The organism is Paenibacillus curdlanolyticus YK9, assembly GCF_000179615.1.
Lineage (GTDB): Bacteria > Bacillota > Bacilli > Paenibacillales > Paenibacillaceae > Paenibacillus_T > Paenibacillus_T curdlanolyticus.
On record NZ_AEDD01000009.1, the window covers coordinates 262,011 to 287,391 of the forward strand.

A 25,381-nucleotide genomic window follows, 5' to 3' on the forward strand; every position below is an offset into this window, starting at 1 on the left:
TCATTGATCGAATTCCGCGCATATCCAACGAATGGTCCATGCTGATGCGAATTAGCGCAATGCATTCATTAGAAATGCCCCTTTCTGTGTGCTGATGCATAGGTTAGCTTCCATAATGTAAGCGATTACAGATTCGTGTTTAAGCCACCTCCTATCTCAGGGTGCCGCCTCGCTGCAGCGTGCAAGCCCTCCGTTCGTATTCCAAGACCTGCCTCACCAGCATAGCAAACGCATATTTCCAATAATAGGCGACATTATTGAACTGGATAGCTATATTTCTTAGATCTTTCTTGCTTTTCCAATTCCGTGCTGCAGTCGAAAAGCTAATTTATTATCCTTTCGGCCACCCGCCAGCCGAGCCAAAACCCAGCCAAATTCATAAGCAAGTCGTCCACGTCGAACGTTCCGCGCTTCGTTACGAGCTGCAATAGCTCCAATAGCAGCATGCCGATCGCAAAAACGCTGCCCGCCTTCGCAAGCCGCCAACGAAATGCATAACGCATCAGCAAGCCAAACGGGACAAACACCACGATATTCCCGATTATGTTAATCATCCATATGATACGAAACAGCCGTTCCGGCTCAAAATAGTAACCAATGGTACGCAGCGGCACTAGGTTATAGCGATATGAAGCTGAGACATGCTCCGCGCGTCCGAACGCAAAGAACATCCAATAAATGAGAACTATCGAATAGAAAATCAGCAGCGCTGCGCTCCAACCCCTGATTGTTTTCCCCTTATTCCGTAATTGAAGCGGCAAAACTTGTCGTTGCATAGCAGCTCCCCCTTGTAGTCGTTACTCGAAATGCTCTTCTTTCAGCTCAATAATGTCGACATCCGCGAACGCTTCCTTCAGCTTGCAAGCCAATGACCGCACGCCAAACATTTCCGTAAACGTATGGCTCCCTACTATGTGATTCAAGCCAATGAACTTGGCATATTGAACGGAATAAACCGTCTTCTCGCCCGTCATATACACGTCGCAGCCCGCATCCTTCGCCTGCTTCATCAGATCGGTTGAATGCCCCGCTCCTGTCAAAACGCCGATTGTGCGAACGAGCGGATTCGCATTATTCCTCCACGCCTTCACCTCTTCCCCTAATTGACGACTGACCGTCGCAATTAGTTGTTCGAAGGAAACGGGCTCCGCTAATCGTCCGATTCCGATGATTTCAGCCTGCTCTTTAAATGCCGTTTGTTGAACGATTTCGTTCGCTCCTAATTCATATAACAGCGAGTTGCATGTCCCGAATTCGGCGAAATCCAATGGATAATGAATATAAAAGTGGGCAATGCCGTGCGCCTCCAGCAATCGCAAGCATTCCGCCTTCATGCCATGCATGAACCCCCACGCATCATGATGCGTGAGAATAAGCTGCACCTTAGCTTCTGCCGCAAGCTGAATGACCTCAGGCGTAAGATTCGTTGTATAGCCTACGCTCCGAATATCGTCCGAGTCGCCGAAGTTATGGCAGCCGTACTCTTCGTTTTCTTGAAACATGTCCAATAGGTGGCCGAAGCGGTCACGAATAAATGCGTTGAACCCTTGCTTTTGCATAGAAACCCTCCAGCTATTCAATTTGATTTTGAACATTTTACCACAGGATCGAATAATTGGGTGCTGCATCTCCAAAAAAATAGACCGCACATTCGCCATGTACGGTCCATCCACTTCTATTCAAATTCACGAGCGGACCAAACCGGTCATTGTGCGCTGTACATTTTGCTCCAATTCAATGCGGTCCTTATCGCCTTCCGGCAGCAGGGACAACAGCTCCAGTGCTACGCAAGCCGCTATGGCAGAGGCCGAGCTATCCCGCTTCGTCTCTTCATTAATCGGCGCATCGAAATCCCGGTAAACGACATCGTCAGCCGACAGCCGGTCGAAGAAGTAACGGGCTTGCCGCTTGGCTGATTCCAGATAGAGCGGATCCTTCATGTACCGATGCGAAAACGCTCATTGCAAGTTGTACAATGAGCGCATACGTTTCAATCGATATAACGATTTATCATTGCAGATTATACAACGCCATTCACGAATCCCTCTGTCGGGAGGTGTCTTTCACATGATATGTCCACTTACGGTTGCACAAACTGCAATCACAGCATGAACAATACGATAAAACTGTCGCTGCCATTGCATCAGGTACAATCGCGACCGTCCTGCTGTTGTGTTGCCGGGCGGCAGCACGATCTACCTCTTCATCAATCGCCCCACATCTATCTTCTGTCCGATTCTCGCGCTCTCAACCGCCGCGAGCACCATCGCCATGCTGTAACGGTTGTCCCTGCAATCCGTCTCAGCAAATCTGCCTTCCTCCAGCGATTGGAACATTTCCTCCAAACACCCTTGATGGCCCCACAGGTATCCGTCCTCCGCCAAATGCCTCTCCGCATCGATTCGAACATAATCCTTCATGAACTTCTCAGCCTGATCGCCGGGCGCCACGACTTCTGCATATGGCTCGCCCTGCCCGTCCCAAATCGCGGTTCCCTTCTCGCCCGTGATGCGCCACTGCGCTTCCCATGAGGTCGGGACGCCTTCCGCGCACCATGAGCCGCGATAATTAAACACCGAGCCATCGGACATTTCAAAAATACAAATCGCAGCCGCATTACCGGCATACCATGACCCGTGCGGATTAAATTCTTGGCAGTAAACCGATATCGGATTGGCGCCTGTAATCAAGCGAGCCTGATCGAAGGTGTGAATCGCCATATCGAGCAGCAGCGGGCTTGCCATCGCATCCCGGAACCCGCCAAAATGTGCGCCGATGAAAAAATCCGCCCCGATAAAGCCCAGCTTGCCGATCGTGCCCGCAGCGATCAGCTGGCGCAGCGACCGAATACGAGGATCAAAGCGGCGATTTTGCATAACCGCATGGGAACGGCCCGTCTCCTCTGCGATCTGGATGATTGTATTGCACGCTTCCATCGTCTCCGAGAGCGGCTTTTCGCCAAACACGTTGCAGCCCAACCTCATTGCCGTGCTGCTGATTGCAAAATGGCTCGCCGGAATCGTCACATCAAACACGAGGTTGGCCCCTGTCTGTTCGATCGCCTGGGCAATATCGGTAAAGGTCGGACAGGCTAACTCTTTCTTCTCTCGCATGCTTTCCGCAAACTCCCGTTTGATATCAACCAAGGCTACAATTTCGGTATCCGGCCGACCCAATGCGTAGTCGATCCAAGCGTTTGACATGCCGCCGCAGCCAGCGACAGCCACCTTGTATTTTGCGCCCATCATCTTCAATAGCCTCCCTTTAGCTAATTACACCGGATTCGGGACAAAATCCTCGCCGCTATTGACCGGGTCATGCCAGCTCTCAATATCAATCGTTCCCTGATACCCCTATACGAAGCTGATGACTCGCCATCTTGAGCAGCACTCCTATATTGGTGTATGATTCTGAAGTCAGCTTCAGTATAGCCTTATAAATCAAGCTTAGCTCTTCTAATCTTGTGCAATAATAGTCTAATCTTGTGGGAGTTGATCCGGCATTGGCTTATCCTAGGGAACTGCATGAAACGACCCCATTGGACGGGAAAGCCTATCCGTTCCAGTTTTTCTTTAATGCCAATCGTGACGTCAAAGTAAACCAGCAAATCCTCTTTCTCCACTGGCATGAGCACTTCGAGATCATACGGATGGAGAAGGGCAGCGCCATTTTTCATATCGACAGCCAGCCGTACACCGCACATCCCGGTGATGTGTTAATGGTTCCTGCCGGTGGACTGCATGTCGGATACAGCATCAGCGAAGGCGAGGTTGCGTTCCTATCGATTGTGTTTAACGCTTCTTTATTTCAGGACTGGCTGCATGATCCGATTCATGCGAGCTTTCTGCTCCCTTATCTGCAAGAACGCGTGCAATTTCCGGTCCAGCCTGCGGAGGTCGATCCCGCGTGTGCGACCTATTTTGCCATTCTTGATCAAGCGATCTCCGAGTTCAACGCGAAGCGGCCGGCATTCCAGCTCATCATCAAATCGCAGCTGCATATCCTGTTGACGATGCTCGCAAGAGCCTTTCTACCCGAGCAGCTCCCTCCTGCGGCAAACCGCCGTTATATTCAAAATCGAGATCGATTCAAATCGCTCATTCACCATATCGAAACGAATATTGGGGACAAGCACACTGTGGAAGAGGCCGCGAAACGGTTGAATTTGAACCCCTATCATTTTTGCAAAATGTTCAAAAAGCTGACGGGCCGAACGTTTATCGAATACGTGAACGTGTGCCGAGTGAACGAGGCGGAGCGACTGCTGCTGGAGAGCGAGCTTTCCATAACGGAAATTGCGGGGAAGATCGGCTGCGATAATCCGAACTATTTTACGAAGCTGTTTAAGCAGTATAAGGGTGTCATTCCTTCGAAGCTTCGCAAATAACGCAAGATGGCGAAACGCAATATTTACCACCCGCTTAGACGAAGCGAAAAGCCGAAAACGCATATCGCCCCTGCCGCCGAACCTGTATAATGAGTAAGCCTTGCATATAGAAATCGAACAGCTAGAGGAAGTTACAGCATGAGAATGAGAGATTGGGATCACAATTTAAAAATTCGCCTTGGCGGCGAAGCGGCTTTCAACGTTATTTTCTGGACATTTTTCCCGTTCCTGTCCATCTATTTTACAGATGCGTTCGGCAAAGGCTGGACAGGCCTGCTGCTGGTGCTCTCGCAGCTGCTGTCCGTGCTCGCGAACCTAGTAGGCGGCTATTGCGCTGACCGATTCGGCCGCAAACGGATGATGGTATTCGCGGCCGGCGGCCAATCGCTGGGCTACGCGCTGTTTGCCTGCGCTGCGTCCCCATGGGTGAACATGCCTGTCGCTAGCTTTGTCGGCTTCACCTTAGCGAGCCTTTTCGGCGCCTTATATTGGCCAGCTAGCCAAGCGATGGTTGCAGACGTTGTCGACGAAAAAGATCAGTCGAGCGTATTCGCAATCTTCTATACGGCAGCGAACATCGCTGTCGTCGTAGGTCCGCTGCTCGGGTCACTTTTGTACCATGACAATCCTTATGTCGTGCTTGCGGCAGCGGCGATCATTTGCGCCCTCATCGCCATGGTCATGAGCTGTCAGCTAAGCGAGACACGCCCCGAGCAAGTTGCAAACCGCAGCCGATCGGGCGACGGAGCACCTTGGCTTTCCTCCATTAGCACGCAGCTTCGCGATTACAAAATCATAGCCGCAGACCGCGTATTCTTGCTCTTCAGCATCGCAGGCGTGCTGCTCGCGCAGACGTTCATGCAGCTCGATCTGCTGTTCCCTGTCTTCCTGGAAGAAACCGTCTCCCAGACGACCATTCTCGCCTTCGGTGACTGGGATCTCACGATGACCGGGCAGCAGCTGTTTGGCCTCATCGTCTCGGAAAACGGCCTGTTTGTTGCTGTATTTACCCTACTCGTCACGAAATGGATGGCGATGTACCGCGACCGTTACGTATTTATTGGCGGCGCGCTTATTTATGCCATAGGCATGCTGATGTTCAGCAGCATGTCTACGTTCTGGGGCTTCTCGGCCGCCATCGCCGTCTTCACGCTGGCTGAGCTCATGTCTGCCGGACCGCAGCAGGCATTCGTCGCACGGCTCGCTCCGCAAGAGATGCGCGGGCAATATTTTGCCGCAGCAAGCCTGCGATTCACGCTAGGCCGCACGATTGCGCCGATGTCCATCCCGCTCGCCGGCTGGATCGGCTTCAAATGGACGTTCGCTTTGCTCGCGCTGCTTGCGGTATTCGCTGCGGCGATCTATTATGCGATGTTCGATCGGCTTGAAGACACGAGCGACAGGGTGCCTCATCAATCCAAATAAAACAGAGGGAGCGCAGAATATATTCCGCGCTCCCTCTGTTTTTTTATATAGGACCATACATCTTACAATCTTCAAAAGCAGGAATTTATTATTAATAAATGGAATTATGAGAATATAAATCAGGTATAGTAAGGAGTCGCCAAATGGAACAACCAATCGATCATTTTCACAGACATATCGGTGTGTATGGAATCTGTATTTCTAATGAACAACTACTCGTTATTCGAAAAACGCTGGGCCCCTATACTGGAAAATTTGATCTGCCAGGAGGACGAATGGAGCCATTTGAATCTCTGGAAATAGCCATTAAGCGTGAGTTTCAAGAGGAAACGGGCTATGAACTGCTTAGACTGGCGCCTATTGGCGTCTGTGATTTCTTTGTTACGTGGACGCTTCGAAATAAAGAAGATGAACTTGTGCACCATATTGCAATTCTATATGAAACGAACGTAGATTCTAACATGCCTATCGCTTCGATTGCCTCTTTCGAGGGTCAAGACTCCTGTGAGGCTGTTTGGATGCCGCTAAATGATCTCACTGCAATCCAATCATCACCGCTGGTATTGCAAGCTATTGAATGGCATCGCTCCCGAAATCTTCCTGATAAGACGAAATCATTTGATTTTAGAACCCCATAAAACCGAGCACAATTCCCGCCCAACACAAGCGCTTGCTCCTCAAGCGAAAACCGCTTCACATAGTTCAACACGATGTTCATCGTCCGCTCATAGCTGCCGCTCAGCGTACAAACCGGCCAATCCGAGCCAATCATCACGCGCCCCGTACCAAAACAAGCGAACACGGCATCCAAATAGTCCGTGAAATCCTCTTCGTCCCATTGCGCCCACGTCGTCTCCGTCACCATGCCGGACACTTTGCAATACACGTTGGGATGGGCAGCGAGCGCAGCCAGATCATGCCGCCACGGCTCGAACTGTCGGTTCGCGATATCCGGCTTCGCGATATGATCGAGTACGAAGAGCTGGTTCGGGAATTTCATAACCAATTCAACCGCATAAGGCAAATGCTTCGGGAACAGCAGCAGATCGTACGCGAGACCGAACGGCTGAAGCGCAGCAATGCCCCTCTGAAAATCTTCCCTCAACAAAAATGCATCATCCGGTTCGTCCTGCACGATGTGACGTATGCCCTTCAGCAGCGGATTAGCCGCATATGCACCCAACCGGTCAACAATGTCGGGCGCACATAAGTCCACCCAGCCTACAACGCCTTTAATGATCGGATGCTGGTCGGCAAGCGCGAGCAGCCACTCCGTTTCCTGCAAGGTTTGCCTCGCTTGCACGCATATCGAACCGTCGAAACCGATGCGATCCAGCAGCGGCTTCAGATGCTTTGGCAGAAAATCTGATTTGATGCATGCATGCTGCTCGGACATCCAGCCATATTCGTGCTCATCATAGCTCCAAAAATGCAGATGCGAATCGATTTTCACAGCATTGCCTCCTCATGCGCTATGTTTAACCAAAAAAGCAGCACATCTTAATCAAAAGACGTGCTGCTTTTCCTTTCGTTACGAAACACTTCGATATTGTTGCCTATTTGAACTTCGCTAGATACATCGTGTTTTCCTCAATCTCAAGGGCATAATACGCTTCGTTCTCTATGTTCACATAGATCGACAACTTGCTCTGCTGATAAGGCCCCGGGAGCGTCACGCGGAACTCTCCCTTGCTGTCCAGTACGATCGATTGCTCCTCCAGCGCCTTGCCATCTGCTTGTACGAGCAGCCGCACAGCTTCGCCGGCATGCTTCACAAACTTTCCTTCAACCGTAAGCTTCCGGTCAGCGCTATAGCCTGCGAACACTGAATAATCGTCCAGCTTATCCGGCTTGACGTACAACGTACGCGACGGCAATTTCGGCAACGTCTTCCCGGAAGTGATCGCCGTAGGACGTCCTCGCATTTCCTTCAGTTTAGGCGCAAGATATTGCAGCATCTTCGCGGTTTCCGCTCGCGTTAAAGCCGTATTAGCTTGAAACCCTTCCACCGAACGCTCGGTAACGCCTCTAGCATAATCCATCGCAATGACGTACCAAATCGCGTTCGTACTGATGTAATTCACGCCGTCGGCTGCCGCTATAATTTCCGCAGCCTTCAGCCGCGTTATTTTGCCATCCTTCGCTTCCTTCTTCTTCAGGCCATCCAGCGGGAAGTTCCGTTCCGTGGCAATTCGATACGCGCCGTCCGCCCAATGCCCCTTCGCTGCGGGACTGTAAGCCTCATAATTCACCTTATACAACCGCAGAAACATCGTCCAAAACTCGGCTTCCGTCACCGCAGCATCCGGCTTGAACAGGTTTTTCGCTGCACCCGTCATTACACCCTCACGCATGGCCCATTCTATCGACGATTTAGCGGGATGGTTCGCGATGTCCGTCATCGTGGATGGATTAGCTGCCGGATACGCCTTGGTCTTCAGCTTCGCCAGCACCTTCACCTTCACAGGCAGCTTGATGGAGCCGGATTTTGCCGAAACTGTGTACGTTCCCGCTTTGATCCCTTTCACCATGCCATCGGCGGAAACGGTTAGCCCCGTTACAGGCGTTACCGAATACGTCACATTCGTCAAATCGTCGTAAGAGTCGTCATCATACCGATTGATAATCGAAAGCGGCTGTACGCCTCCTTCGTTCACGACGACCTCCGCATATTTGGACTGGAGAGCAATAAGCTTATGGCCTACGCCTGTTTTGAACGACCATGTTTTGTTCAGCTTCTCATCCGAACCCTCTAGCTGATAGGTCAAAGAAACCTTATACGCCTGGTACCCTTGCAGTACGTTTTTAGGATAGAGATACAGCGTTTCATCATCATAATCCTCGGCGTAAAATGGTACATTTTTGCCTTTCTCGTCGGTAATTACCGCGTTATACCATACCCGCTTGGCCGGCGTCGTCGCCGAAATAATCGTGCCGGAATACTTCACGCCAAACTTCGTTAGCGGATTCGGAATCTCATTGCCGTAGAAGCCAATGATCGCATTCGTCATTCCGTCATACGGATATACCGCGATTCCATCCCGCATCGGCTTGTTCAGATAAGGACCCGCTACGTTAACAACAGCGGTGCCCTCCTCAAGGCCAATGCCGATTTCGACAATAGCAGGATCGAGAATAATCGTCCGATGGTATGCAGTGCTATCCAGCCAAGCTTTCATCGCATCGGTGCTCGTTCCCTGGCCAAAATGCATCACCTCGCCGATCCAAGCGCCCTGATAGGACGCTACCCATCCCGAGGCTTTCAAGCGATCGGGAGCGGACTCTCCCATAAAGCCGGGCAGTCCCTTCTGCTCCTTGTGCGCCTTCAAGGACACTTCCTCGTTGCTAAGGTTCGTATTGTAGTAGTGGGCATGCAGCTTCGCGGCCTTCGTAATGTTGGCGTTCAGCTGCACCGTTTGAAGCCCCAGCTTGGACCGAACCTGATTCAAATAGTTCAAAGCATCCAATTGATCCTTCGTGTAGCCATCTGCTATTGTTTGCTCAGTTGCATGAGCCACGGATTGTTGCGACGTCGTTCCTTGATACCCTATGAAAGCTGCGAATAGAGATAAGATGATGACCCAGCGTATGATTCGATTCATGCTGCCACTGCTCCCCTTTTCATGAAACTCTGATAAAAGGGGGTATTCGACAAATGTCAGCTTTTTCCTTCAATATTCGTTAGATAAGGTCTTGTTTACCTCTTATCTTGATGACAAACCTCTTGCTGGCTACGACCACATACTCCTGCCCCAATGAGCCGCAGCGGTAAACCCGTCGCCGCCCGAGGCGCATGATAAAATTTCGGTGCCATAAATCGTTCCGTCTCGCTCCACGCCATGATGTACGCCTATCGCATAGGGCTTGCCCGACCAATATCCCCATAATGGCGACCCCGAAGCGCCGGATGCTTCGTCTGCATCGCTTTCCACTTGCGTCGTGTCATAGTCGTCGCCATTGACGTTAATGTTGTCGCCATCATCATCGTCCCGAACGGCGATGCCGGACTGGCGCGACATCGAGGTTAGGCTGCGGTCATAGGGATACCCTGCCATGTGCCAATATGCGCCATCCTCCCAGTCCGAATTGTAGCTGCGATAGCCAAAATACCCGGTTCGTTCGCCGATCGGATCATAAAGCTGACAAATCTGAATGTCGCTGCCCGAATCCGAATTCCACCAGTGCGTGGATCGGACATAGGTCACGAAACCGATTCCAAATACTGACCTGCCCGCCCAGCACGCGGGGACGACTTTGATCATCCAGCCGCTGCCCGATAGCGGTTGGACGTGTCCGCTTGTCATCAATGTGCTTTTCCCGATGAGGTAACCGGTCGCTTCACCGGACTGGCGCCAAGATGCGCCCGGTTCAGGCTGATAGCTAATATACAGCTTACACACTGCGGTGTATGGATATCGATCCGGATAGACGAATTGACGTGACTCGCCGTTGATGATCGTTGCGTGCGGGTCTGCCGACAGCAGCGTCTTCGCCCCTCGCGATGTTAGGCCAACGCGCTTTGCATCAATGGAGGGAACCGTTTTGGGGTGAATGCCTGTCGGAACCCCTTCTGGACAATGCGGTTCACCCAACGTTTCGAACCTGCGGTTCGTGCGTTCAAACCGATCAAGTCGCCGCCGCTCAGCAACCGCTAACCGCTCCGTCATCGTTCGCGTGCGCACCGGATTCGCTCGGCTCTCAAGCACAGGAAGACCGAAATTGATCGCGCTCGGCGACTTCAGCACATAAGCGTTTGGCATCAGCTTTGAACGCTCAAGCTCGATGCCGGTGCCGCGCTCCGTCCAACAAGCCATCGAGGACTCGGTAACCTCCCCCCAAGGCCGCGTATCCTTTTCATACACCTTGTCGTCTATCTCTAGCAACTCGGACAGTGACTGCGGGAAATCGGTTTTTTTGGACATGGTAACGCTCCTTTTTTATTTTAGTGATTTATCCCCCAGTTGAGATTGCTCGTGTAATTGTACATGGAGGAGTCGGCTTCACTCCCTATCTCGTTATGGTTTACTATAAGTCTTTGGGATTTAGAAGACTGTCGAACTGTGCATAAGGTTTTCTAAATTGCTAGTTATAAGTGCACTATGTCTGACTATAGTGCTTCAAAAAGACAAAACCCCTCCAATAAGTACCGGAAGGGTTTTGTCCTGTTATTAGCTGAATTTATATTATCTCTACAACATTATTACACATGATCTATCTCATTTATTAGAGATTCATCTACCTACTTTCCCTTACTTTGAAATCAAGAACTAATAATATAATTATACATAAAATCTGAATTACAAAAGCCAAATATAAATAGTTGGAATCAATAAGTAGTATTACATAAGGGCATACGATTACTACGAAAGTTCCAATCCAAAATCTAAGACCTGGATTTCTAAATTCACTCCACTTCTGCAATACTAAATTTATTAAGCTAATTAAAATTGTAAGTGAAAACAATATCGAAGCATAATCTGAGACAATACAGTATTTTTCCCAATTACTTTTTGCATCATGAAATATAATAAAATTTGACACACCAACAATTATTACTATTAGAATAAAGATCAATGGAAGTACCGGCTTAAGTAATCTATAGAATATCGAAAATAATTTTTCAAATTCCAGTTGATTCTCTCCAATGGTCTCATATTTATTTAGTATTTGTTTAATAATTCCCTTTAACGAATTTAAAGTGTATATGGATCGATTTGCATAATACATTTCAATCTTCATTTTAGTTCTATAATCTAGGTATGGATAACATTCTCCTATTTTTTCAATCAACTTTTCTTGCTCAGCCTGCTCTTGCGTGCTATTCATGTAAATTACAATCGAAGCGTAAAATTGAGATAGAATCTCTACTTTTTTTTGAATTATAGATTCTTTTTGTTTCTGTTCTTCTAAGTGCATACTTAAAAAAGTCTTATACAAAAAAGCACATAGCCCAATAACCAAAGTAATATAAAACTTACTAATCGAATCAAACTTTATATAGAGATTATATACATCAACAAAATAGTCCATCTTATAATTCTCCAATTATGGTTCAAATTTTTCGACAATTCCATAATAAATTTCTTTCTTCCATTCTCAAAAATAAATCCATTCGCTTTAAAAGCACAAAGTTCTCATGAATTCATCTCACAATTATTATTTTTCGTTATTATCCTATTGATTCTATTATAACATATATTTAACTATTAAGTAGAAACTCAATAATGTATCTATTTTTAATTGACCACCAAATAAAAACCATGACTCCTAATATATCTATATATACCCCATATATCATATATATACAACTTCTATATTTTCGGTGCAATTCAGGTGGAAACAATGTTAATATGAGGGATAAAAGTAACCAATTTAGCGAAAGTTTAATTGGAAAGGAGTTTAGTTGGTAATGGCATATACAGTAACTTCTTCAGAGAGACTACGACCGTCAGGCGCTGAATATGAAACCAAAGCATTGCTATATTTAATGAATTTCAGAAACGACAGTAATGATATATATTTTTTTGTTGTTGATTTTTTTAATGACTTAACTGGAATGGATAAGATGGGGACAAAACTGTGGGATATGCAATCCAAGGGCGCTAAAACTACATCCCCAAAAGCTATTGGTAAAGAACTTGTTACACTGTTTAAAAATTTTCGAAGTGAGATGAAATTTAGTTATTTCCTTCTTTTTATGGGCGGTGTTTCAAACACAGTCCGATTAAATAATACTATTAACATTTTTGATATTAGCAATATTAAACCAGAAGCAATTAATAAAATTAAAGAAGGACTTCTAGAGGAATCTAAAGAGAAAACGTACATTGATCATCATTCAATTACTGATGAAGAAATCAATACATTCCTAGGGAAAGTTCAATTTATTATCGATGATAAGAAACCGAGTGAATACGTCAAATCAATCGTTAACGTTCATCCTCGTATTATTCCAAACGAAGATACACTAAATGCAATCTTTAATGAAATAAGAGATCAACAGTCAAGTAAAAAAAATATTGGTGTTGTTGAAAACATTACTATTGAGACCAGTTCTGAAGCCCTTGATTTCTGTCACCATTTAACAAGTAGCGAAATAAAACTACTAGTGTTAGGGAGAATAATTAACAGAAACCCGTTCGATAAAGGTTTGCCTATTTCTTTTATGTCGACTTTGAATAGAGCTCCTGAAGAAAAAAGAAGATCAGTTCTAGAAGATTGCCAGATCGCTTTATCAAGAGCCCTTTTTAATAAAAACCGTGCCGATGATTTTTGGTCCTTATTCGAAAACATATATTCAATTATTTCCTCAAACCCTCATGATAATCTCAATATGATACTAAGCAAACTAGACAATGAATTTGTTAACAGAAGTGATTTTGATGCTATTTCTTTAAAATACTTTATTTCTATTGTGAAGGATGGAATACAATAATGATTATTAAAAAAGTAGCAATCGGTAACTCTAGTGAAGCATACATTGAATCATCGTTCACAGAAGCATTGAATGTTATATCAAGCGATGAGAATAATCGAGGTAAAACTATACTAATTCAGAGCCTTTTGTTTTGTTTAGGCAATGTCCCTGCTTTTCCATCTACATTCAATTACTTGGATTATTATCACATCGTTATTTTTTCAGTTGAAGATGTACAATATAGTCTTTGTAGAAGAGCGAATTCATTTATCTTAAAAACCAATAATACTTTGATGGTTTTCGATAGTATATCTGAATTAAAAAGATATTGGACAAGAAATATATTCAAACTCCCTATAATCACTAAAAACGGTATTGAAAGGATTGTAGATCCAGAACTATATTATCAACTTAATTTTGTAGGTCAAGATAAGAAAGATACTTCTAATATAACTAATAAAGGTTACTACAATAAGTTAGATTTTTATAACATGCTATTTTCCTTTGTTAATATTAATAATGTGACTGATACTGTTGAAAACTTTGATCTCGTTAAGAGAAAAATTAATGATCTAAAAGATGAAAGAAAAACGCTACTTAAACAGCATAAGATTTTAAAATCCACTAATACCGCTGCAACTTATTTAAGTAGTGTAAACGATAAATTGACTCTTAAATCAAAAATAGAAAAAATTGAAACCCTAACAGAACAAATTTTAGAATACAGTAAATTAAGGAGCAATGCTCTATCTAGAAAAAATAAATATGAACTTACAATTAAAGAATTAAAATCACTAAATAGAACAATAGACTCTGGGGAACTAAGATGCATGGAGTGCAATTCGACACATATTAGTTACAATAATTCAGGAAAACATTCGTATAGCTTTGAAGTTTCAACACCTGAGATTCGTAATCAAATTCTAGAGTCAATTGCTGAAAAAATAAATGCTTATACTGAAGAAATCGAGATATTTACATATCAAATAAATAAGCGTCAAGAAGAGATTAATAATATTCTTGTGCAAGATAAAATTAGTTTAGAAGTATTAGTTGCCTATAAAGATGATATGTTTAATGCTACTGATGCTGAAAAACGTATAATTGTTATTGATGATGAAATAAAGAATTTAGAGAATGCTATTATTAATAATAAAATTGATTCAGAAGACGTGATACAACAACAACAAGCTTTAATAAAAGAGATTACAGATACAATGAATACTACATATAATAAAATTGATCCTGCAGGAAATATTATTTTCGAATCTATCTTCACAAAAAACAATCAGATATTTTCAGGTAGTGAAGCTACAGTGTATCATTTAGTCAAGCTATACTCATTTGCGACACTCTTGCATTACAACTTACCTATAATTGTAGATTCGTTTCGAGCTGAAGACTTATCAACAGAAAAAGAATCAATTGTATTAGAGCTTTTCTCGAGATTAAATATTCAAATCATATTTACAACTACTCTTAAAACAGAAGAAGTAGGTAAATACGATAACATGAAAATATTAAATCATATTGATTATTCAAATCACACTCCAAGCAAAATGCTAAGTAATGCATATGTAAATGAATTTGAAAATCTAATTAACAATTTCTCAATAAAAATATAAAAATACAATGTTTGAAGAGTTAATTTAGACCAATAAAATAGAACGGATTTTAAGAATCTAAGATGTTTCACAGTAAAAAAGCTCACCATTATGTATGGTGGGCTTTTTTACTGTAATGATGTTATGATCCGAGAAAAGTTAATTACAACGACTATACCCACAATTACTACAAGTCTTACATCCCTCAATATTAATCAGCGATGCCGATCCGCATGACGTACAAAGGTCGCGCGACGACGACTGACCTGCATGCGCATGCGCGCCAGCATCATTCCCAGCCGCCAGAGCTGGTGCAGCCGGTGCTGCAGCAGCTGGCAATGCTGCCGCTGCTGGCTCCGCGTACAACGCTGCCGCTTCCTCTGCCGTCTCCGCGTGCGTCTCAAGCGCCTTCGCGACTGCGTCCGCGATGGATTCCACGCGATTCGCACCGAAGCCGATCGCCCCAGAGCCGCCGATGCCTTTCAAATGCTTGACGAGCAGCTTCACCTTGTTGCCGTGATCGCCATAACGGAGGAACAACGAGCATACGCGGCCGAGTGCTTCCGCCATCGCGAATACGTCAGAGCCTGCTTTGCCGACATTGAGGAAGATTTCGCTTGGCGTTCCGTTCATGTCATTGATCGTAATGTACGCCATGCCGAATGGCGTATTTACTTTATAAGTAGCGCCGCGCAGCACTTGCGGTCGGCGCTTGTATTCTTTATCAAATACTTGCTCCTGCTGCGGCGTTACATCGGCGTTCAGCGTTGCGTTCAGCTCGCCGACGGTCGTCGTTTCAACAGCTGCCGCTGTTGCTGTTTCTGCCACCGCTGCTGCGGCTTCGTCCTTCTTCTCATCCTTCGAAGAGGTCGACAGCACCTGAACGTCACGGCTGCCGTCGCGATAAATCGTTACGCCTTTGCACCCGAGATCGAATGCAAGCTCATACAGCTCCTTCGTTTCTTCGACCGTAAAGTCGTTCGGCGCGTTCGCCGTTTTGGAAATCGAGCTGTCTACCCAGCGTTGAATCGCCGCTTGCACGCGGATATGATCCTTCGCCGATAAAGACATCGACGTTACATAATAATCCGGCAGCTCTTGGCCCGGATGCGCATCGATCCACTCTTGCGCGATCGGCACGAGCTGCTTGTCGAAGCCGAGTCGGCTTTGGCGGAAGTATTCGAAGGCGAAGTATGGTTCGATGCCTGTAGAAGTGCCGACCATCGTGCCCGTGCTGCCCGTTGGCGCTTGGGTCAATACGGTTACGTTGCGTACGCCGCTCTTCATGATCGCATCGCCTACTTCCGGGTACTCCTCGACCATGTTTTGCATGAAGCCGCTTTGTAAGTATGGCTCTGCCTCGAACGCTGGGAACGAGCCTTTCTCGCTAGCAATCTCGGAGGAAGCCAGATACGATTCACGGGCGATGAAGCCGTACAGCTTATCCAGGAACGAGAGCGATTCGGGCGATCCGTAACGGATGCCCAGCTTAATCATGAGCTCTGCCAGTCCCATCGTGCCCAATCCGACGCGGCGTTCGTTTTGCTGATTCGCTTCATTTTCCGGGAAATGATACGGCGTCTTGTCGATGACGTTATCGAGGAAACGCACCGACCAGCGCGTCACGCGGCCCAGCTCGTTCCAATCCACATCGTCCTTGCCCTCATCATAGAATTTGGACAGATTAATCGCCGATAGATTGCATACGCCCCAAGCTGGCAGCCCTTGCTCGCCGCATGGATTCGTACAAATGATCGGATTGAAGTACCAGCTGTTCGACATCTGGTTGTAGTATTCCATGAACACAACGCCAGGCTCTGCCGATTTCCAAGCCGATTCGATAATCGTATGCCATACATCGCGAGCGCGTACGGTTTTGTACGGGATAACCGGATGGCCGTTGGAGCGCCATTTTTCCAAATCGCCGTCCCACAACTGGTCATAGCCCGTCGCCTTCGTATCAGGGAACACAAGCTCCCAATCGAGATCCTCCTTGACCGCCTTCATGAAGCCGTTGCTCACGCATACCGACAAGTTCGCGTTCGTCACTTGCCCCATCGTTTGCTTGACGGTAATGAAATCGAGAAGATCCGGATGCCAGTCGTTGATCATAAGCATAAGCGCGCCGCGACGGCTGCCGCCCTGCTCGATCAGGCCCGTCGTATAGCTGAATAGCCCGCCCCATGAAACAGCGCCGCTCGAGGAGCCATTCACGCCTGCAACAATCGCACGGCGAGGACGCAAGGACGACAGATTAATGCCTACGCCGCCGCCGCGCGCCATAATTTCAGTCATTTCCGTGAGCGTCTCCATAATGCCGCCACGGCTATCTTTTGGTGAAGGAATAACATAGCAGTTGAACAGCGTCAGCTCTTCGCTTGCGCCTGCACCAGCCGCAATCCGGCCGCCCGGCACGAGCTTCCAGTCATCGAGAATATAGCGGAACCGTTCCGTCCATTCCTTCCGCTTCTCTTCCTTCTCGACCGATGCCATTGCGCCTGCGAGGCGATCCCACATTTCTTCCGGCGTTTTCTCAACGGTCAGCGTCAGCTTCTCTACGGACGATTCGATCGTGCCCCCGCTGCGCAGCTTAACCGTCACGTCGCTGCCGCGGCGCGCGATGACTTCGCCTACTTCCTTGGTTGGGAATTTCGGGTCATCCTTCGTCAGCACCAGGACGACGTCGCCTACCTTCGTCTCGTTCGTGTCCGCATTTTTCCATGCGTAGCGATCCAAAAATATTTTCTCGCTTAGTCCTTCTAATCGATTATTTCGCGTCGTCACCATCTGTCGACAACCTCCCGTTATTCTTGGTCCCGCAGCCCATGAAGTTATCTATATTGTATGATTTTGGTACCATATATTGTGTGCGCTACTCATTATACTATACCAGATATGGATCTACATCGCCTCAGATCGCTGTTTTCGCCGAAATTTGTAAACTTCCGCCTACTATGCTTCCCCGTGCTTGTCCATCCTCGTCTATTCTCTGTATTTCGTCCCTTTCTGTTACGCTCGTTTTCTCTCTCTTATGAATTGCCGACGACAAGGCCATACTATGGAAATCACGCCCGCCGCATGGCAGAAAAGGAGCTCATCTATGACGCAACCGACTGAGCCGACGAATCCGTCCCGCTCCGAACCGGCAGAAGCAAACCGTAAGCTTACCCCGCTCGTCGATTGGCGATTTGACCGTTCTTGGTTCGATGAGCTGCAAGGCCGACTAAATCGCAACGGGCCTTGGGACAGCTGGCCGCTCTACCAGCTTGCCGTCGAAGCCGAACTAGCGAAGCAAGTGAGCAGCTTTGACGAGCTGCGCTGCCTCCGCTGCCTGCCTTCGCTTGAGCCGATGCCGCATCAGATTTCGACGGCGAGCAAGGTCTTGCATGAGATGGGCGGCCGCGCCATTCTCGCCGATGAGGTCGGCCTTGGCAAAACGATTGAAGCCGGACTCGTGCTCAAGGAATATATGATGCGCGGACTCGTGAAGCGCGCCCTCATTCTCGTGCCTGCTTCTCTCGTATTGCAGTGGGTGCGCGAGCTGAATCAAAAATTCGGCATACCGGCCGTCGCTCAGAAAAAAGAGCATACGTGGGCATGCGATGTCGTCGTCGCATCGATGGACACCGCCAAGCGCGACCCTCACAGGGAGAAGCTGATGGCGCAGGAATATGACATCCTCATCATTGATGAGGCGCATAAGCTCAAAAATAAAAAAACGACCAACTATCAATTCGTCACGCAGCTGAACAAAAAGTACTGCCTGCTCTTAACCGCAACGCCTGTACAGAACGATCTGGACGAGCTCTATAACCTGATTACCCTTCTTAAGCCGGGCCAACTCGGCGGCCAAAGCGAATTTGCCGCGAATTTCGTCGTCGATAAGCGTCTGCCGAAGAATGAGGATCAGCTGCAGGAAGCGCTGTCTGCCGTTATGATACGCAATCGCCGCGGCGATGGAGGCATTCAGTTTACGAAGCGGATCGTCCGCAACATCCCGCTCACGCTATCGCCGGAGGAAAAGGCGCTCTACGATGGCGTCACAGCTTTCGTGCGAGAACGCGTAGTCGAAACCGTTGCGGATATGGCAAGCATGCTGTCGCTCGTTACGCTGCAGCGGGAGGTTTGCTCCAGCCGCGATGCGGTGTTTTTAACGCTGGTTAATCTGTTTAAGAAAACGGCCGAGGACTCTCCGCTCCGCGCGAAGATTTGGGCGCTTGTTGAGGTTATCCGTTCGATTACCGCCAATACGAAGGCCGAAAAAGCGATGGAGCTCATTCGCGAGATCGATGATAAGGTGATCATTTTCACGGAATATCGTGCAACGCAAGAATATTTGCTGCAATATTTCCGCTCGCACGGGCTGCAAGCCGTGCCATATCGCGGCGGCATGAATCGCGGCAAGAAGGATTGGATGATGGACCTGTTCCGAGGACGCGCGCAAGTGCTCATCGCTACAGAAGCCGGCGGCGAGGGCATCAATCTGCAATTTTGCCACCATATGATCAACTTTGATCTGCCGTGGAATCCGATGCGCGTCGAGCAGCGAATCGGACGGGTCCATCGCCTAGGCCAGAAGCATGACGTGCGCATTTACAACCTGTGCACGCTCGGAACGATCGAGGAGCATATCGTGAATCTGCTCCATGAGAAAATCAATCTGTTCGAGCTTGTCATCGGCGAATTGGACCATATCCTAGAACGGTTCGAGAAGCAGGAGCTATCTCTCGAGCAGCAAATCGCCCAGATGGTCGCCGAATCCGGCAATGTCTCGGAGCTTCAGCATCGTATCGATGGTCTGGGCAGCTCGCTCAGCCGCATTCGCGACGAGGTGCAGTCCGAAATTATCGAAGAAGACAATCCGCTCGCTGACATGCTCGATGCTGTCGGCCAAACCATATCAATGGAGGCGAGCCCATGAACGAACGCCAGGTTCACAAATACGTTCAGCGGTTTCTCGAGGCAACGGAATGCGCCATTCTAGAGAAGTCGCCCTCCCATTTTAAGGTAAAGCTTTCTCCTGCCGCCGACCGCGCGCTCACCAATCGCCCGTACTATTGGAGCTTTGTCGATCGGACGGGCGCCGATCCTGAGACGATGTCGATGTTATTCGTGACGGATAAAGCCAAATATGATGCTGCCGAGGCTGCCGCTCAAGAGCAGCTCGCTTCCTCGCCAGCGACCGGCAATGGCGGCGCCGACAGCTCAACGGGCATGGTGCCTGTAGCGGGCTCAGCGCCAGCTCCAATAAGCAGCGGGCTTACTCCTGCCGCCGAAGCAGCCATTGGGCGGTCGTTCGGCTTCGTTCATGGCGCGATGAATACGGTTCGTATGCCGCGGGAGGATTTGCATTTTGGATCGCGCAAGCTTGACCAGCTGTTCGATGCGAGCAGCGCGAGCGGGAGCTATGTGTACCTGTTTCAGGAGCCGGAGCGCAAGCATGCTCTTCCCTATGATTCAACGCCTTATACGGCATGGCTTGGCGTCAATCTGAAGATCGAATTCGCCTGCGACCGCAAGCGGGATGAGTTTCATTCGATCGGCGTTTCCCTTGCTTCTGGACAAGTCGTCGAACGGTTCCACGACAGGCTTCTTTCCTATAAACTGACGCCGAAGCTGCCGCCCAATGTCCATATTACGAAAAATGGCGTATCGCTCAGCAAAGCAATGTCGATGATTGAGCAAGCGATTGAGCGCAAGCTGAAGCAGCAGGATTACAGCTGGGCAGCAGCGGCTAGCGAACGGCTGGATGAGGAGCTTGGGCGCATTCAGCATTATTACGAGCCTTTGATCGAAACCGCGATTGAAGAAAATAAAGCAGCAATTGCCGAGCAATTCGAGAAACGCCAAGCCGAAATCCGGTGGCAATATGAGCCCCGCGTTACAGCGTCTGCCATCAACTGCGGCATTTTTCATCTCGCGGGTATCGATTGACAGCGGACAACAAAATTAGAACGGATACCGCACGCGTCTCCGCGACAGCTTCCAACAGCATTCTTGGGAGCTTGTCCGTACAATGAAGAGGAACGTAAGCGGCTTCAAACCCCAGCGAAAGGCGGAGATGACGATGCGACATCCCAATACGAGAAAGCTTTTCCTTATAGCCCTTCTTGGAGCAGCTATGCTTCAACCGCTTGCGATCGCGAGCGCAGCACCCAGTTCATCATCTGTGCAGGCCGCTGTAACAACCGAGCCAATTCCCAAGGCAGATGCGCGGAAGCTGGAAAATCAAGTTCGGTTATGGATGGATGAGCTGGCGAAGCAGCCCTCCTTTGCCTCTTGGTCAGGAGCGGAATACGCCATAGAGCCGCTTGGCCCAGGCACGCATGCCTGGTATGTAATCATTACGATAAGCGGTAAAACCGTTGGATATATGATCGTTAATGCGACGACTAGCGGCGGATTCGAGTTAGGGGAATATGGCGTAGGAAAGCGTCCGTTGTTCGACTTGCAAACGCTGCGCGTATCGTTGGAACGGCAAGGCGTTATTCCAAGCAGCCAACAGCCGAGCTTTCAAGCGGAGCGGTTATATGTAAATGGGCTATTAGCCGCATGGCGTATCGTCACTTCTGATCGCGAGATTTTGTATGCGGATGCTGCAACCGGCGATATTTTGCCTGCCGACGATCGCTCTTGGAAGCTCGCCTCAGCACATATCCAACAGTCTGCGTTATTCCCGGTATCGGCCGGACTGCAGTCGCATGTCTTTCGTGCCTATCGGGGAAGCTCCTTCGATATCTATGCCGATTTGCCGTGGCTGACATCGCCTGCTGTTTCGCTGAAGCAAGCTGAACAATTGCTCAAACCAATCGAAGCGAATCGTCCGATACGTTACGTATCTGAACTGTTTGATCAATCGGCAACGTTCGTATGGGGCATTACCGGCTTCCAGCAATGGTCGAACCATGCCGTTTATTTGCAGCTTGAAGAGCCCGATCCAGAAGGCACCGGGCTTTCTTATAGGCGCTATATCGGATTATCCTTGCTCTCGGCTTTCGGCCGCTTTTACGGCTGACGGCGCCGTTCCACGGCTGCCCCGCATCCAAGTGAATAACGTTACCGGCGCCAAGCCGAACCAACGGGTCACCCATGGCTCACGGCTCGACTTGGCTGCTTGTTTGCTAAGACGTCTTCTCTCGCGCTCTTCCGCTGGCGTATCGATATAATGGACGAATTGTCCTGCCATATATTTAATGAGTTCATCTCGTTTATCTGCCATTTCGTTATCACTCCTCGATTGCGCTTATCCGCTAATCTTTCATTGCCCTTCGCCTCTACAGCATTCCCGCGATTCCATTACAATAAACATGCATGAATTCCCATCCAGCGAGCCACGCTAAGTGCAGATCACATGCAGTTTGGCTAGAGGGGATGACGGAATTGGAAAACCAACAAACACAATCAGAGCTTACAAACAAACGTTCAGATCGGTTCAAGCACATTTGGCATACACGTAGATTGATCGTACCCATCGTCATAATGACGCTGTTATGGAGTCCCATTCCGTTTTCTAAAAATGATCTTGCAGCAGCTGCTGCTGCGGACGCGAAGAGCGATCCGCCCAACTACAAGCGCGCGCTTCCGACCGCTGCCATATTAATCGACGCCGGCCATGGCGGCATTGACGGCGGTACCGTATTCGGCGACACGCTTGAGAAGGATATTAATCTTGCCGTTGCCCAAAAGCTCTATTTGCTGCTGCGCAGCCAAGGGATTAACGCGATTCTGAACCGTACCGGCGACTATGCTTTAAGCGATGATAATCGCTGGCATCAGACCTCTTCCCGCCATCGGCGCGACCTGTCGCAGCGCAAGCAGCTGACCGCTGAGATTGAAACTGCCCTATTCGTCAGCCTGCATGTTAATTGGGCCAAAAATAATGGAAAGCGCGGCCCCCTCGTCCTGCATCAAGACAATGGAAAAAGCGCCCTGCTGGCTTCTTGCATACAGGACGCTTTGAATCAATTGCAGCATACGCGTGCGCTGCCTGTAATCGGGAAACCTTATTATTTGCTCAAAACGGTTAAACAGCCCGCCGTTATTGTGGAAATGGGCTTCCTGTCCCATACTGGCGATCGCGCAATGCTGACGAATAAGGTTTCACAAACGAAGCTGGCTTCCGCGATTGCGAACGGCCTAAGGCAATATTTGCTGCTCGTCGGTTCGCTGGACTAGGTCGGACAGCTTCACGATTACCGCTTTTTCCCGAAGCACTGGCGTTGATTGAAGCAGAACTGCGGCCGTTTTCTTGCCTGGAGGTCCAACATGGCCGATGGCGACGCAGTTCTCATGCTCCTCTAAATATTTGCGCAGCACGCCGATTTGCTTGGCAATATGCTGGACGGAATATACATCGTCAAGAAACACATGGTTGGAGAGCAGCGGTACGCCCAGCTCGTTGGCGATTTTCGGCACCACCGTTTTGTACGTCGTACGGCTGTCGAGGAAAAATAGCCCCCGCTCTTTGCAAACGGTCAAAACGATGCGCATCACGCGCTCATCCGCCGTTACCTTGGAGCCCATATGATTGTTCATTCCGACCGCGTATGGCACATTGTCGATCGCCGCTTCTACCCGCTTGCGGATTTCGCTATCGCTGAGATCAGTCGTCAGCGCGCCTGGGCCAAGCCATTCCCGCTTGCCTTTATTCGGCTCCATCGGCATATGCACGATGACATCATGGCCGAGCTTATGCGCAGTTTCTGCATCTGCGCGCGTAGTCGGCATGAACGGCATGACCGCAACCGTAAAAGGAAACGGCAGCTTCATCATCTCCGTCGTCCCAGTCATGCCATTGCCAAAGTCATCAATGACAATCGCTACGCGTTTCGTCTCAGCTGCTCGTCCCTCTGCTCCTTCAGCTGCACCAGCTGCAGCAGATAAACCGGTGCCAGCGCACAGCAGTCCGATGAGCAAGCATACTACCAGTCGACGAGTCCAGCGGATTTGTTTTATACAATTGGATTGCTTTCTCGATTGCCGTGAATGCATCGCTTCAGGCTCACCACCTTATCATGACATACACACAGTGTTTGTGCCCTGTTCAAAAAATATGTAGCCCTATCGAGTAAGTCATGCGGTTATCGTTTACAGAAAATTCGAACATTCCTGATCACATTGACTTGAATAAGATTAAAATGATATATTAAATTTCGCCAGTTGTAATTGTGCGGTCATGGCGGAATTGGCAGACGCGCTAGATTCAGGTTCTAGTGGTGTAACAGCCGTGGAGGTTCAAGTCCTCTTGACCGCACCACTATAAGAGGTTCCAGCGCATGAGCTGGAACCTCTTTCGTTCACTCGAAGGAGGTAATTCCATGGAATGCCGAATCGGCTGTGCAGCATGCTGTATCGCGATAACGATTACTTCCCCGATTCCCGGCATGCCCGGCGGCAAGCCTGCTGGCGTGCGTTGCATTCAGTTGGCGGAAGATAACAAGTGCCGTTTGTTCGGCAAGCCGGATCGTCCTGCGGTGTGCAGCGGATTTGCTGCGGAGGAATACACCTGCGGCCAGACAAATGAAGATGCTTTCCGCATTCTTACTCAGCTTGAGCAATTAACAGCACCGGCGTCTTAAAATAATATTTGACATCAACTCGTACCCAATGGTATGATCTTTTTTGTCGACATTGACATGCGGTCATGGCGGAATTGGCAGACGCGCTAGATTCAGGTTCTAGTGGTGTAACAACCGTGGAGGTTCAAGTCCTCTTGACCGCACCACCCTTACAACGAACAGCTCCCATTGATGGGAGCTTTTTTATGTTTGCGCGTCGGCGCGCTTGCTGGCGCTTTAGGGAAGTTTTTTATTCCCTATTCGCGCTGCGATGTGCCAGTTGGTCCTTTAGGGTAGATTTTTGTTCCCTATTCGCGCTGCGACGTGCCAGCTAACCCTTTAGGGCAGATTTTTGTTCCCTATTCGCGCTGCGATGTGCCAACTGGTCCTTTAGGGAAGTTTTTTGTTCCCTATTCGTGCTACGTCATGCCAGCTGACCCTTTAGGGAAGTTTTTTATTCCCTATTCGCGCTGCGACGTGCCAGCTAACCCTTTAGGGAAGTTTTTTGTTCCCTATTCGTGCTACGTCATGCCAGTTGGTCCTTTAGGGCAGATTTTTGTTCCCTATTCGCGCTACGGCGAGTATCTAACAAAAAAGAAATCCTACGCCATAAACAAACGACGTAGGATTTCTTTTCATATAAGGCGCACCATCCGGTTCATCCTCTTCATACGAATCAGTGCTTTCTGCGGAAATACACAACGAATAAACAAGCGAGCACAAGTACGATGAGCAGGCCGCCTGTCGTCAACGCTTCAGACGAGCTGCCTTGATTCACGGCTGCCGTTGTCCCGCCGAAACCGCCTGGACCGCCTCCCATCCCGCCGCCTGGGAAACCACCACCGGGGTTAAAACCATCAGGAGGAGCGCCCATGCCGCCCCCTCCGAAACCGCCGAAGTCGCCGCCTTGCACCGCCTGGCCATTCTGGCCCGCTCCAGCATTGCCTTGGCCTCCGCCTTGCACCGCCTGGCCATTCTGGCCCGCTCCAGC

General features: G+C 48.7%; 20 protein-coding genes, 2 tRNA genes and 2 pseudogenes. 12 read left to right on the plus strand and 12 right to left on the minus strand.

Annotated elements, in window-relative coordinates:
• Positions 1–323 precede the first annotated feature (323 nt).
• From PAECUDRAFT_RS17450 to PAECUDRAFT_RS17465, 4 genes are all read right to left on the minus strand, one after another.
• On the minus strand, positions 324–776 hold the full coding sequence (locus tag PAECUDRAFT_RS17450) for a VanZ family protein (RefSeq protein ID WP_006039455.1): 453 nt from the start codon (positions 774–776) through the stop codon (positions 324–326).
• A gap of 21 nt (positions 777–797) precedes the next feature.
• The gene (locus tag PAECUDRAFT_RS17455; RefSeq protein ID WP_006039456.1) at positions 798–1,559 is read right to left on the minus strand and encodes a Nif3-like dinuclear metal center hexameric protein; all 762 of its coding nucleotides are present in this window, start codon (positions 1,557–1,559) and stop codon (positions 798–800) included.
• A 126-nt stretch (positions 1,560–1,685) separates the two neighbouring features.
• Positions 1,686–1,940, minus strand: coding sequence for a hypothetical protein (locus PAECUDRAFT_RS17460; RefSeq protein ID WP_006039457.1), 255 nt, complete (start codon positions 1,938–1,940; stop codon positions 1,686–1,688).
• A gap of 255 nt (positions 1,941–2,195) precedes the next feature.
• Positions 2,196–3,245 carry a Gfo/Idh/MocA family protein gene (locus tag PAECUDRAFT_RS17465; protein WP_040713138.1) on the minus strand — a complete coding sequence of 350 codons (1,050 nt, stop codon included), beginning with the start codon at positions 3,243–3,245 and terminating at the stop codon, positions 2,196–2,198.
• A gap of 257 nt (positions 3,246–3,502) precedes the next feature.
• Here PAECUDRAFT_RS17465 and PAECUDRAFT_RS17470 point away from each other — a divergent pair, with 257 nt between their 5' ends.
• The 3 genes and pseudogenes from PAECUDRAFT_RS17470 to PAECUDRAFT_RS26440 form a co-directional block, all read left to right on the plus strand.
• Positions 3,503–4,387 (plus strand): helix-turn-helix transcriptional regulator, encoded by an 885-nt coding sequence (locus PAECUDRAFT_RS17470; protein ID WP_006039459.1) that lies wholly within the window; start codon positions 3,503–3,505, stop codon positions 4,385–4,387.
• Between the two features lie 138 nt (positions 4,388–4,525).
• Positions 4,526–5,812 carry an MDR family MFS transporter gene (locus PAECUDRAFT_RS17475; RefSeq protein WP_006039460.1) on the plus strand — a complete coding sequence of 429 codons (1,287 nt, stop codon included), beginning with the start codon at positions 4,526–4,528 and terminating at the stop codon, positions 5,810–5,812.
• Positions 5,813–5,955: 143 nt separating this feature from the next.
• Positions 5,956–6,291 (plus strand): annotated as a pseudogene (locus PAECUDRAFT_RS26440) (NUDIX hydrolase); the annotation flags it as partial.
• Positions 6,292–6,305: 14 nt separating this feature from the next.
• Here PAECUDRAFT_RS26440 and PAECUDRAFT_RS17480 read toward each other — a convergent pair.
• From PAECUDRAFT_RS17480 to PAECUDRAFT_RS17495, 4 genes are all read right to left on the minus strand, one after another.
• On the minus strand, positions 6,306–7,265 hold the full coding sequence (locus PAECUDRAFT_RS17480; protein ID WP_006039462.1) for an amidohydrolase family protein: 960 nt from the start codon (positions 7,263–7,265) through the stop codon (positions 6,306–6,308).
• A 103-nt stretch (positions 7,266–7,368) separates the two neighbouring features.
• Positions 7,369–9,414, minus strand: coding sequence for an S-layer homology domain-containing protein (locus PAECUDRAFT_RS17485; RefSeq protein WP_006039463.1), 2,046 nt, complete (start codon positions 9,412–9,414; stop codon positions 7,369–7,371).
• A gap of 129 nt (positions 9,415–9,543) precedes the next feature.
• Positions 9,544–10,734, minus strand: a complete 1,191-nt coding sequence (locus PAECUDRAFT_RS17490; protein WP_006039464.1) for a trypsin-like serine peptidase — start codon at positions 10,732–10,734, stop codon at positions 9,544–9,546.
• A gap of 313 nt (positions 10,735–11,047) precedes the next feature.
• Complete coding sequence (locus tag PAECUDRAFT_RS17495) at positions 11,048–11,842, minus strand: hypothetical protein (protein WP_006039465.1); 795 nt, start codon at positions 11,840–11,842, stop codon at positions 11,048–11,050.
• Positions 11,843–12,221: 379 nt separating this feature from the next.
• Here PAECUDRAFT_RS17495 and PAECUDRAFT_RS17500 point away from each other — a divergent pair, with 379 nt between their 5' ends.
• Positions 12,222–13,247 carry a hypothetical protein gene (locus PAECUDRAFT_RS17500; protein WP_006039466.1) on the plus strand — a complete coding sequence of 342 codons (1,026 nt, stop codon included), beginning with the start codon at positions 12,222–12,224 and terminating at the stop codon, positions 13,245–13,247.
• Positions 13,247–14,854, plus strand: a complete 1,608-nt coding sequence (locus PAECUDRAFT_RS17505) for a rhoptry family protein (RefSeq protein ID WP_006039467.1) — start codon at positions 13,247–13,249, stop codon at positions 14,852–14,854. The genes PAECUDRAFT_RS17500 and PAECUDRAFT_RS17505 overlap by 1 nt, the downstream gene beginning before the upstream one ends.
• Before the next feature lie 138 nt (positions 14,855–14,992).
• On the opposite strand, the gene PAECUDRAFT_RS17510 is transcribed toward PAECUDRAFT_RS17505, so the two are convergent.
• Positions 14,993–17,620 carry an adenosylcobalamin-dependent ribonucleoside-diphosphate reductase gene (locus tag PAECUDRAFT_RS17510; RefSeq protein WP_006039468.1) on the minus strand — a complete coding sequence of 876 codons (2,628 nt, stop codon included), beginning with the start codon at positions 17,618–17,620 and terminating at the stop codon, positions 14,993–14,995.
• Between the two features lie 313 nt (positions 17,621–17,933).
• Here PAECUDRAFT_RS17510 and PAECUDRAFT_RS17515 point away from each other — a divergent pair, with 313 nt between their 5' ends.
• The 3 genes from PAECUDRAFT_RS17515 to PAECUDRAFT_RS17525 all read left to right on the plus strand — a co-directional run bounded on the left by PAECUDRAFT_RS17515 (position 17,934) and on the right by PAECUDRAFT_RS17525 (position 21,848).
• Positions 17,934–19,754 (plus strand): DEAD/DEAH box helicase, encoded by a 1,821-nt coding sequence (locus PAECUDRAFT_RS17515; RefSeq protein ID WP_006039469.1) that lies wholly within the window; start codon positions 17,934–17,936, stop codon positions 19,752–19,754.
• A complete protein-coding gene (locus PAECUDRAFT_RS17520) occupies positions 19,751–20,767 on the plus strand; it encodes a YqhG family protein (RefSeq protein ID WP_006039470.1) in 1,017 nt (338 codons plus the stop codon). The genes PAECUDRAFT_RS17515 and PAECUDRAFT_RS17520 overlap by 4 nt, the downstream gene beginning before the upstream one ends.
• Positions 20,768–20,849: 82 nt before the next feature.
• Complete coding sequence (locus tag PAECUDRAFT_RS17525) at positions 20,850–21,848, plus strand: hypothetical protein (protein WP_040713026.1); 999 nt, start codon at positions 20,850–20,852, stop codon at positions 21,846–21,848.
• On the opposite strand, the gene PAECUDRAFT_RS17530 is transcribed toward PAECUDRAFT_RS17525, so the two are convergent.
• Complete coding sequence (locus PAECUDRAFT_RS17530) at positions 21,810–22,052, minus strand: YqzE family protein (protein ID WP_006039472.1); 243 nt, start codon at positions 22,050–22,052, stop codon at positions 21,810–21,812. The genes PAECUDRAFT_RS17525 and PAECUDRAFT_RS17530 overlap by 39 nt on opposite strands.
• A 161-nt stretch (positions 22,053–22,213) precedes the next feature.
• Between PAECUDRAFT_RS17530 and PAECUDRAFT_RS17535 the strand changes: the two genes are divergently transcribed.
• Positions 22,214–23,008 (plus strand): N-acetylmuramoyl-L-alanine amidase, encoded by a 795-nt coding sequence (locus PAECUDRAFT_RS17535; protein ID WP_006039473.1) that lies wholly within the window; start codon positions 22,214–22,216, stop codon positions 23,006–23,008.
• Here the strand turns inward: PAECUDRAFT_RS17535 and PAECUDRAFT_RS17540 are convergent.
• The gene (locus tag PAECUDRAFT_RS17540; protein ID WP_006039474.1) at positions 22,970–23,824 is read right to left on the minus strand and encodes a divergent polysaccharide deacetylase family protein; all 855 of its coding nucleotides are present in this window, start codon (positions 23,822–23,824) and stop codon (positions 22,970–22,972) included. The two genes, PAECUDRAFT_RS17535 and PAECUDRAFT_RS17540, sit on opposite strands and share 39 nt — an antisense overlap.
• A gap of 178 nt (positions 23,825–24,002) precedes the next feature.
• Here PAECUDRAFT_RS17540 and PAECUDRAFT_RS17545 point away from each other — a divergent pair.
• The 3 genes from PAECUDRAFT_RS17545 to PAECUDRAFT_RS17555 all read left to right on the plus strand — a co-directional run bounded on the left by PAECUDRAFT_RS17545 (position 24,003) and on the right by PAECUDRAFT_RS17555 (position 24,557).
• Positions 24,003–24,089, plus strand: a tRNA-Leu gene (locus PAECUDRAFT_RS17545).
• Between the two features lie 61 nt (positions 24,090–24,150).
• Positions 24,151–24,411: a zinc/iron-chelating domain-containing protein gene (locus PAECUDRAFT_RS17550; RefSeq protein ID WP_006039475.1), complete on the plus strand. Its 261-nt coding sequence runs from the start codon at positions 24,151–24,153 to the stop codon at positions 24,409–24,411.
• Between the two features lie 59 nt (positions 24,412–24,470).
• A tRNA-Leu gene (locus tag PAECUDRAFT_RS17555) sits at positions 24,471–24,557 on the plus strand.
• Positions 24,558–25,066: 509 nt separating this feature from the next.
• Here PAECUDRAFT_RS17555 and PAECUDRAFT_RS24845 read toward each other — a convergent pair.
• Positions 25,067–25,381, minus strand: a pseudogene (locus tag PAECUDRAFT_RS24845) (CotH kinase family protein); the annotation flags it as partial.

What these genes read in the sequence shown, in the direction of transcription:
- PAECUDRAFT_RS17490 (WP_006039464.1), bottom strand. Translation starts at nt 10,734, where the DNA reads ATGTCCAAAAAAACCGATTTCCCGCAGTCACTGTCCGAGTTGCTAGAG.
- PAECUDRAFT_RS17485 (WP_006039463.1), bottom strand. Translation starts at nt 9,414, where the DNA reads ATGAATCGAATCATACGCTGGGTCATCATCTTATCTCTATTCGCAGCT.
- PAECUDRAFT_RS17455 (WP_006039456.1), bottom strand. Translation starts at nt 1,559, where the DNA reads ATGCAAAAGCAAGGGTTCAACGCATTTATTCGTGACCGCTTCGGCCAC.
- PAECUDRAFT_RS17550 (WP_006039475.1), top strand. Translation starts at nt 24,151, where the DNA reads ATGGAATGCCGAATCGGCTGTGCAGCATGCTGTATCGCGATAACGATT.
- PAECUDRAFT_RS17530 (WP_006039472.1), bottom strand. Translation starts at nt 22,052, where the DNA reads ATGGCAGATAAACGAGATGAACTCATTAAATATATGGCAGGACAATTC.
- PAECUDRAFT_RS17450 (WP_006039455.1), bottom strand. Translation starts at nt 776, where the DNA reads ATGCAACGACAAGTTTTGCCGCTTCAATTACGGAATAAGGGGAAAACA.
- PAECUDRAFT_RS17525 (WP_040713026.1), top strand. Translation starts at nt 20,850, where the DNA reads ATGAAGAGGAACGTAAGCGGCTTCAAACCCCAGCGAAAGGCGGAGATG.
- PAECUDRAFT_RS17505 (WP_006039467.1), top strand. Translation starts at nt 13,247, where the DNA reads ATGATTATTAAAAAAGTAGCAATCGGTAACTCTAGTGAAGCATACATT.
- PAECUDRAFT_RS17500 (WP_006039466.1), top strand. Translation starts at nt 12,222, where the DNA reads ATGGCATATACAGTAACTTCTTCAGAGAGACTACGACCGTCAGGCGCT.
- PAECUDRAFT_RS17520 (WP_006039470.1), top strand. Translation starts at nt 19,751, where the DNA reads ATGAACGAACGCCAGGTTCACAAATACGTTCAGCGGTTTCTCGAGGCA.
- PAECUDRAFT_RS17460 (WP_006039457.1), bottom strand. Translation starts at nt 1,940, where the DNA reads ATGAAGGATCCGCTCTATCTGGAATCAGCCAAGCGGCAAGCCCGTTAC.
- PAECUDRAFT_RS17475 (WP_006039460.1), top strand. Translation starts at nt 4,526, where the DNA reads ATGAGAATGAGAGATTGGGATCACAATTTAAAAATTCGCCTTGGCGGC.
- PAECUDRAFT_RS17510 (WP_006039468.1), bottom strand. Translation starts at nt 17,620, where the DNA reads ATGGTGACGACGCGAAATAATCGATTAGAAGGACTAAGCGAGAAAATA.
- PAECUDRAFT_RS17495 (WP_006039465.1), bottom strand. Translation starts at nt 11,842, where the DNA reads ATGGACTATTTTGTTGATGTATATAATCTCTATATAAAGTTTGATTCG.
- PAECUDRAFT_RS17465 (WP_040713138.1), bottom strand. Translation starts at nt 3,245, where the DNA reads ATGGGCGCAAAATACAAGGTGGCTGTCGCTGGCTGCGGCGGCATGTCA.
- PAECUDRAFT_RS17515 (WP_006039469.1), top strand. Translation starts at nt 17,934, where the DNA reads ATGACGCAACCGACTGAGCCGACGAATCCGTCCCGCTCCGAACCGGCA.
- PAECUDRAFT_RS17540 (WP_006039474.1), bottom strand. Translation starts at nt 23,824, where the DNA reads ATGCATTCACGGCAATCGAGAAAGCAATCCAATTGTATAAAACAAATC.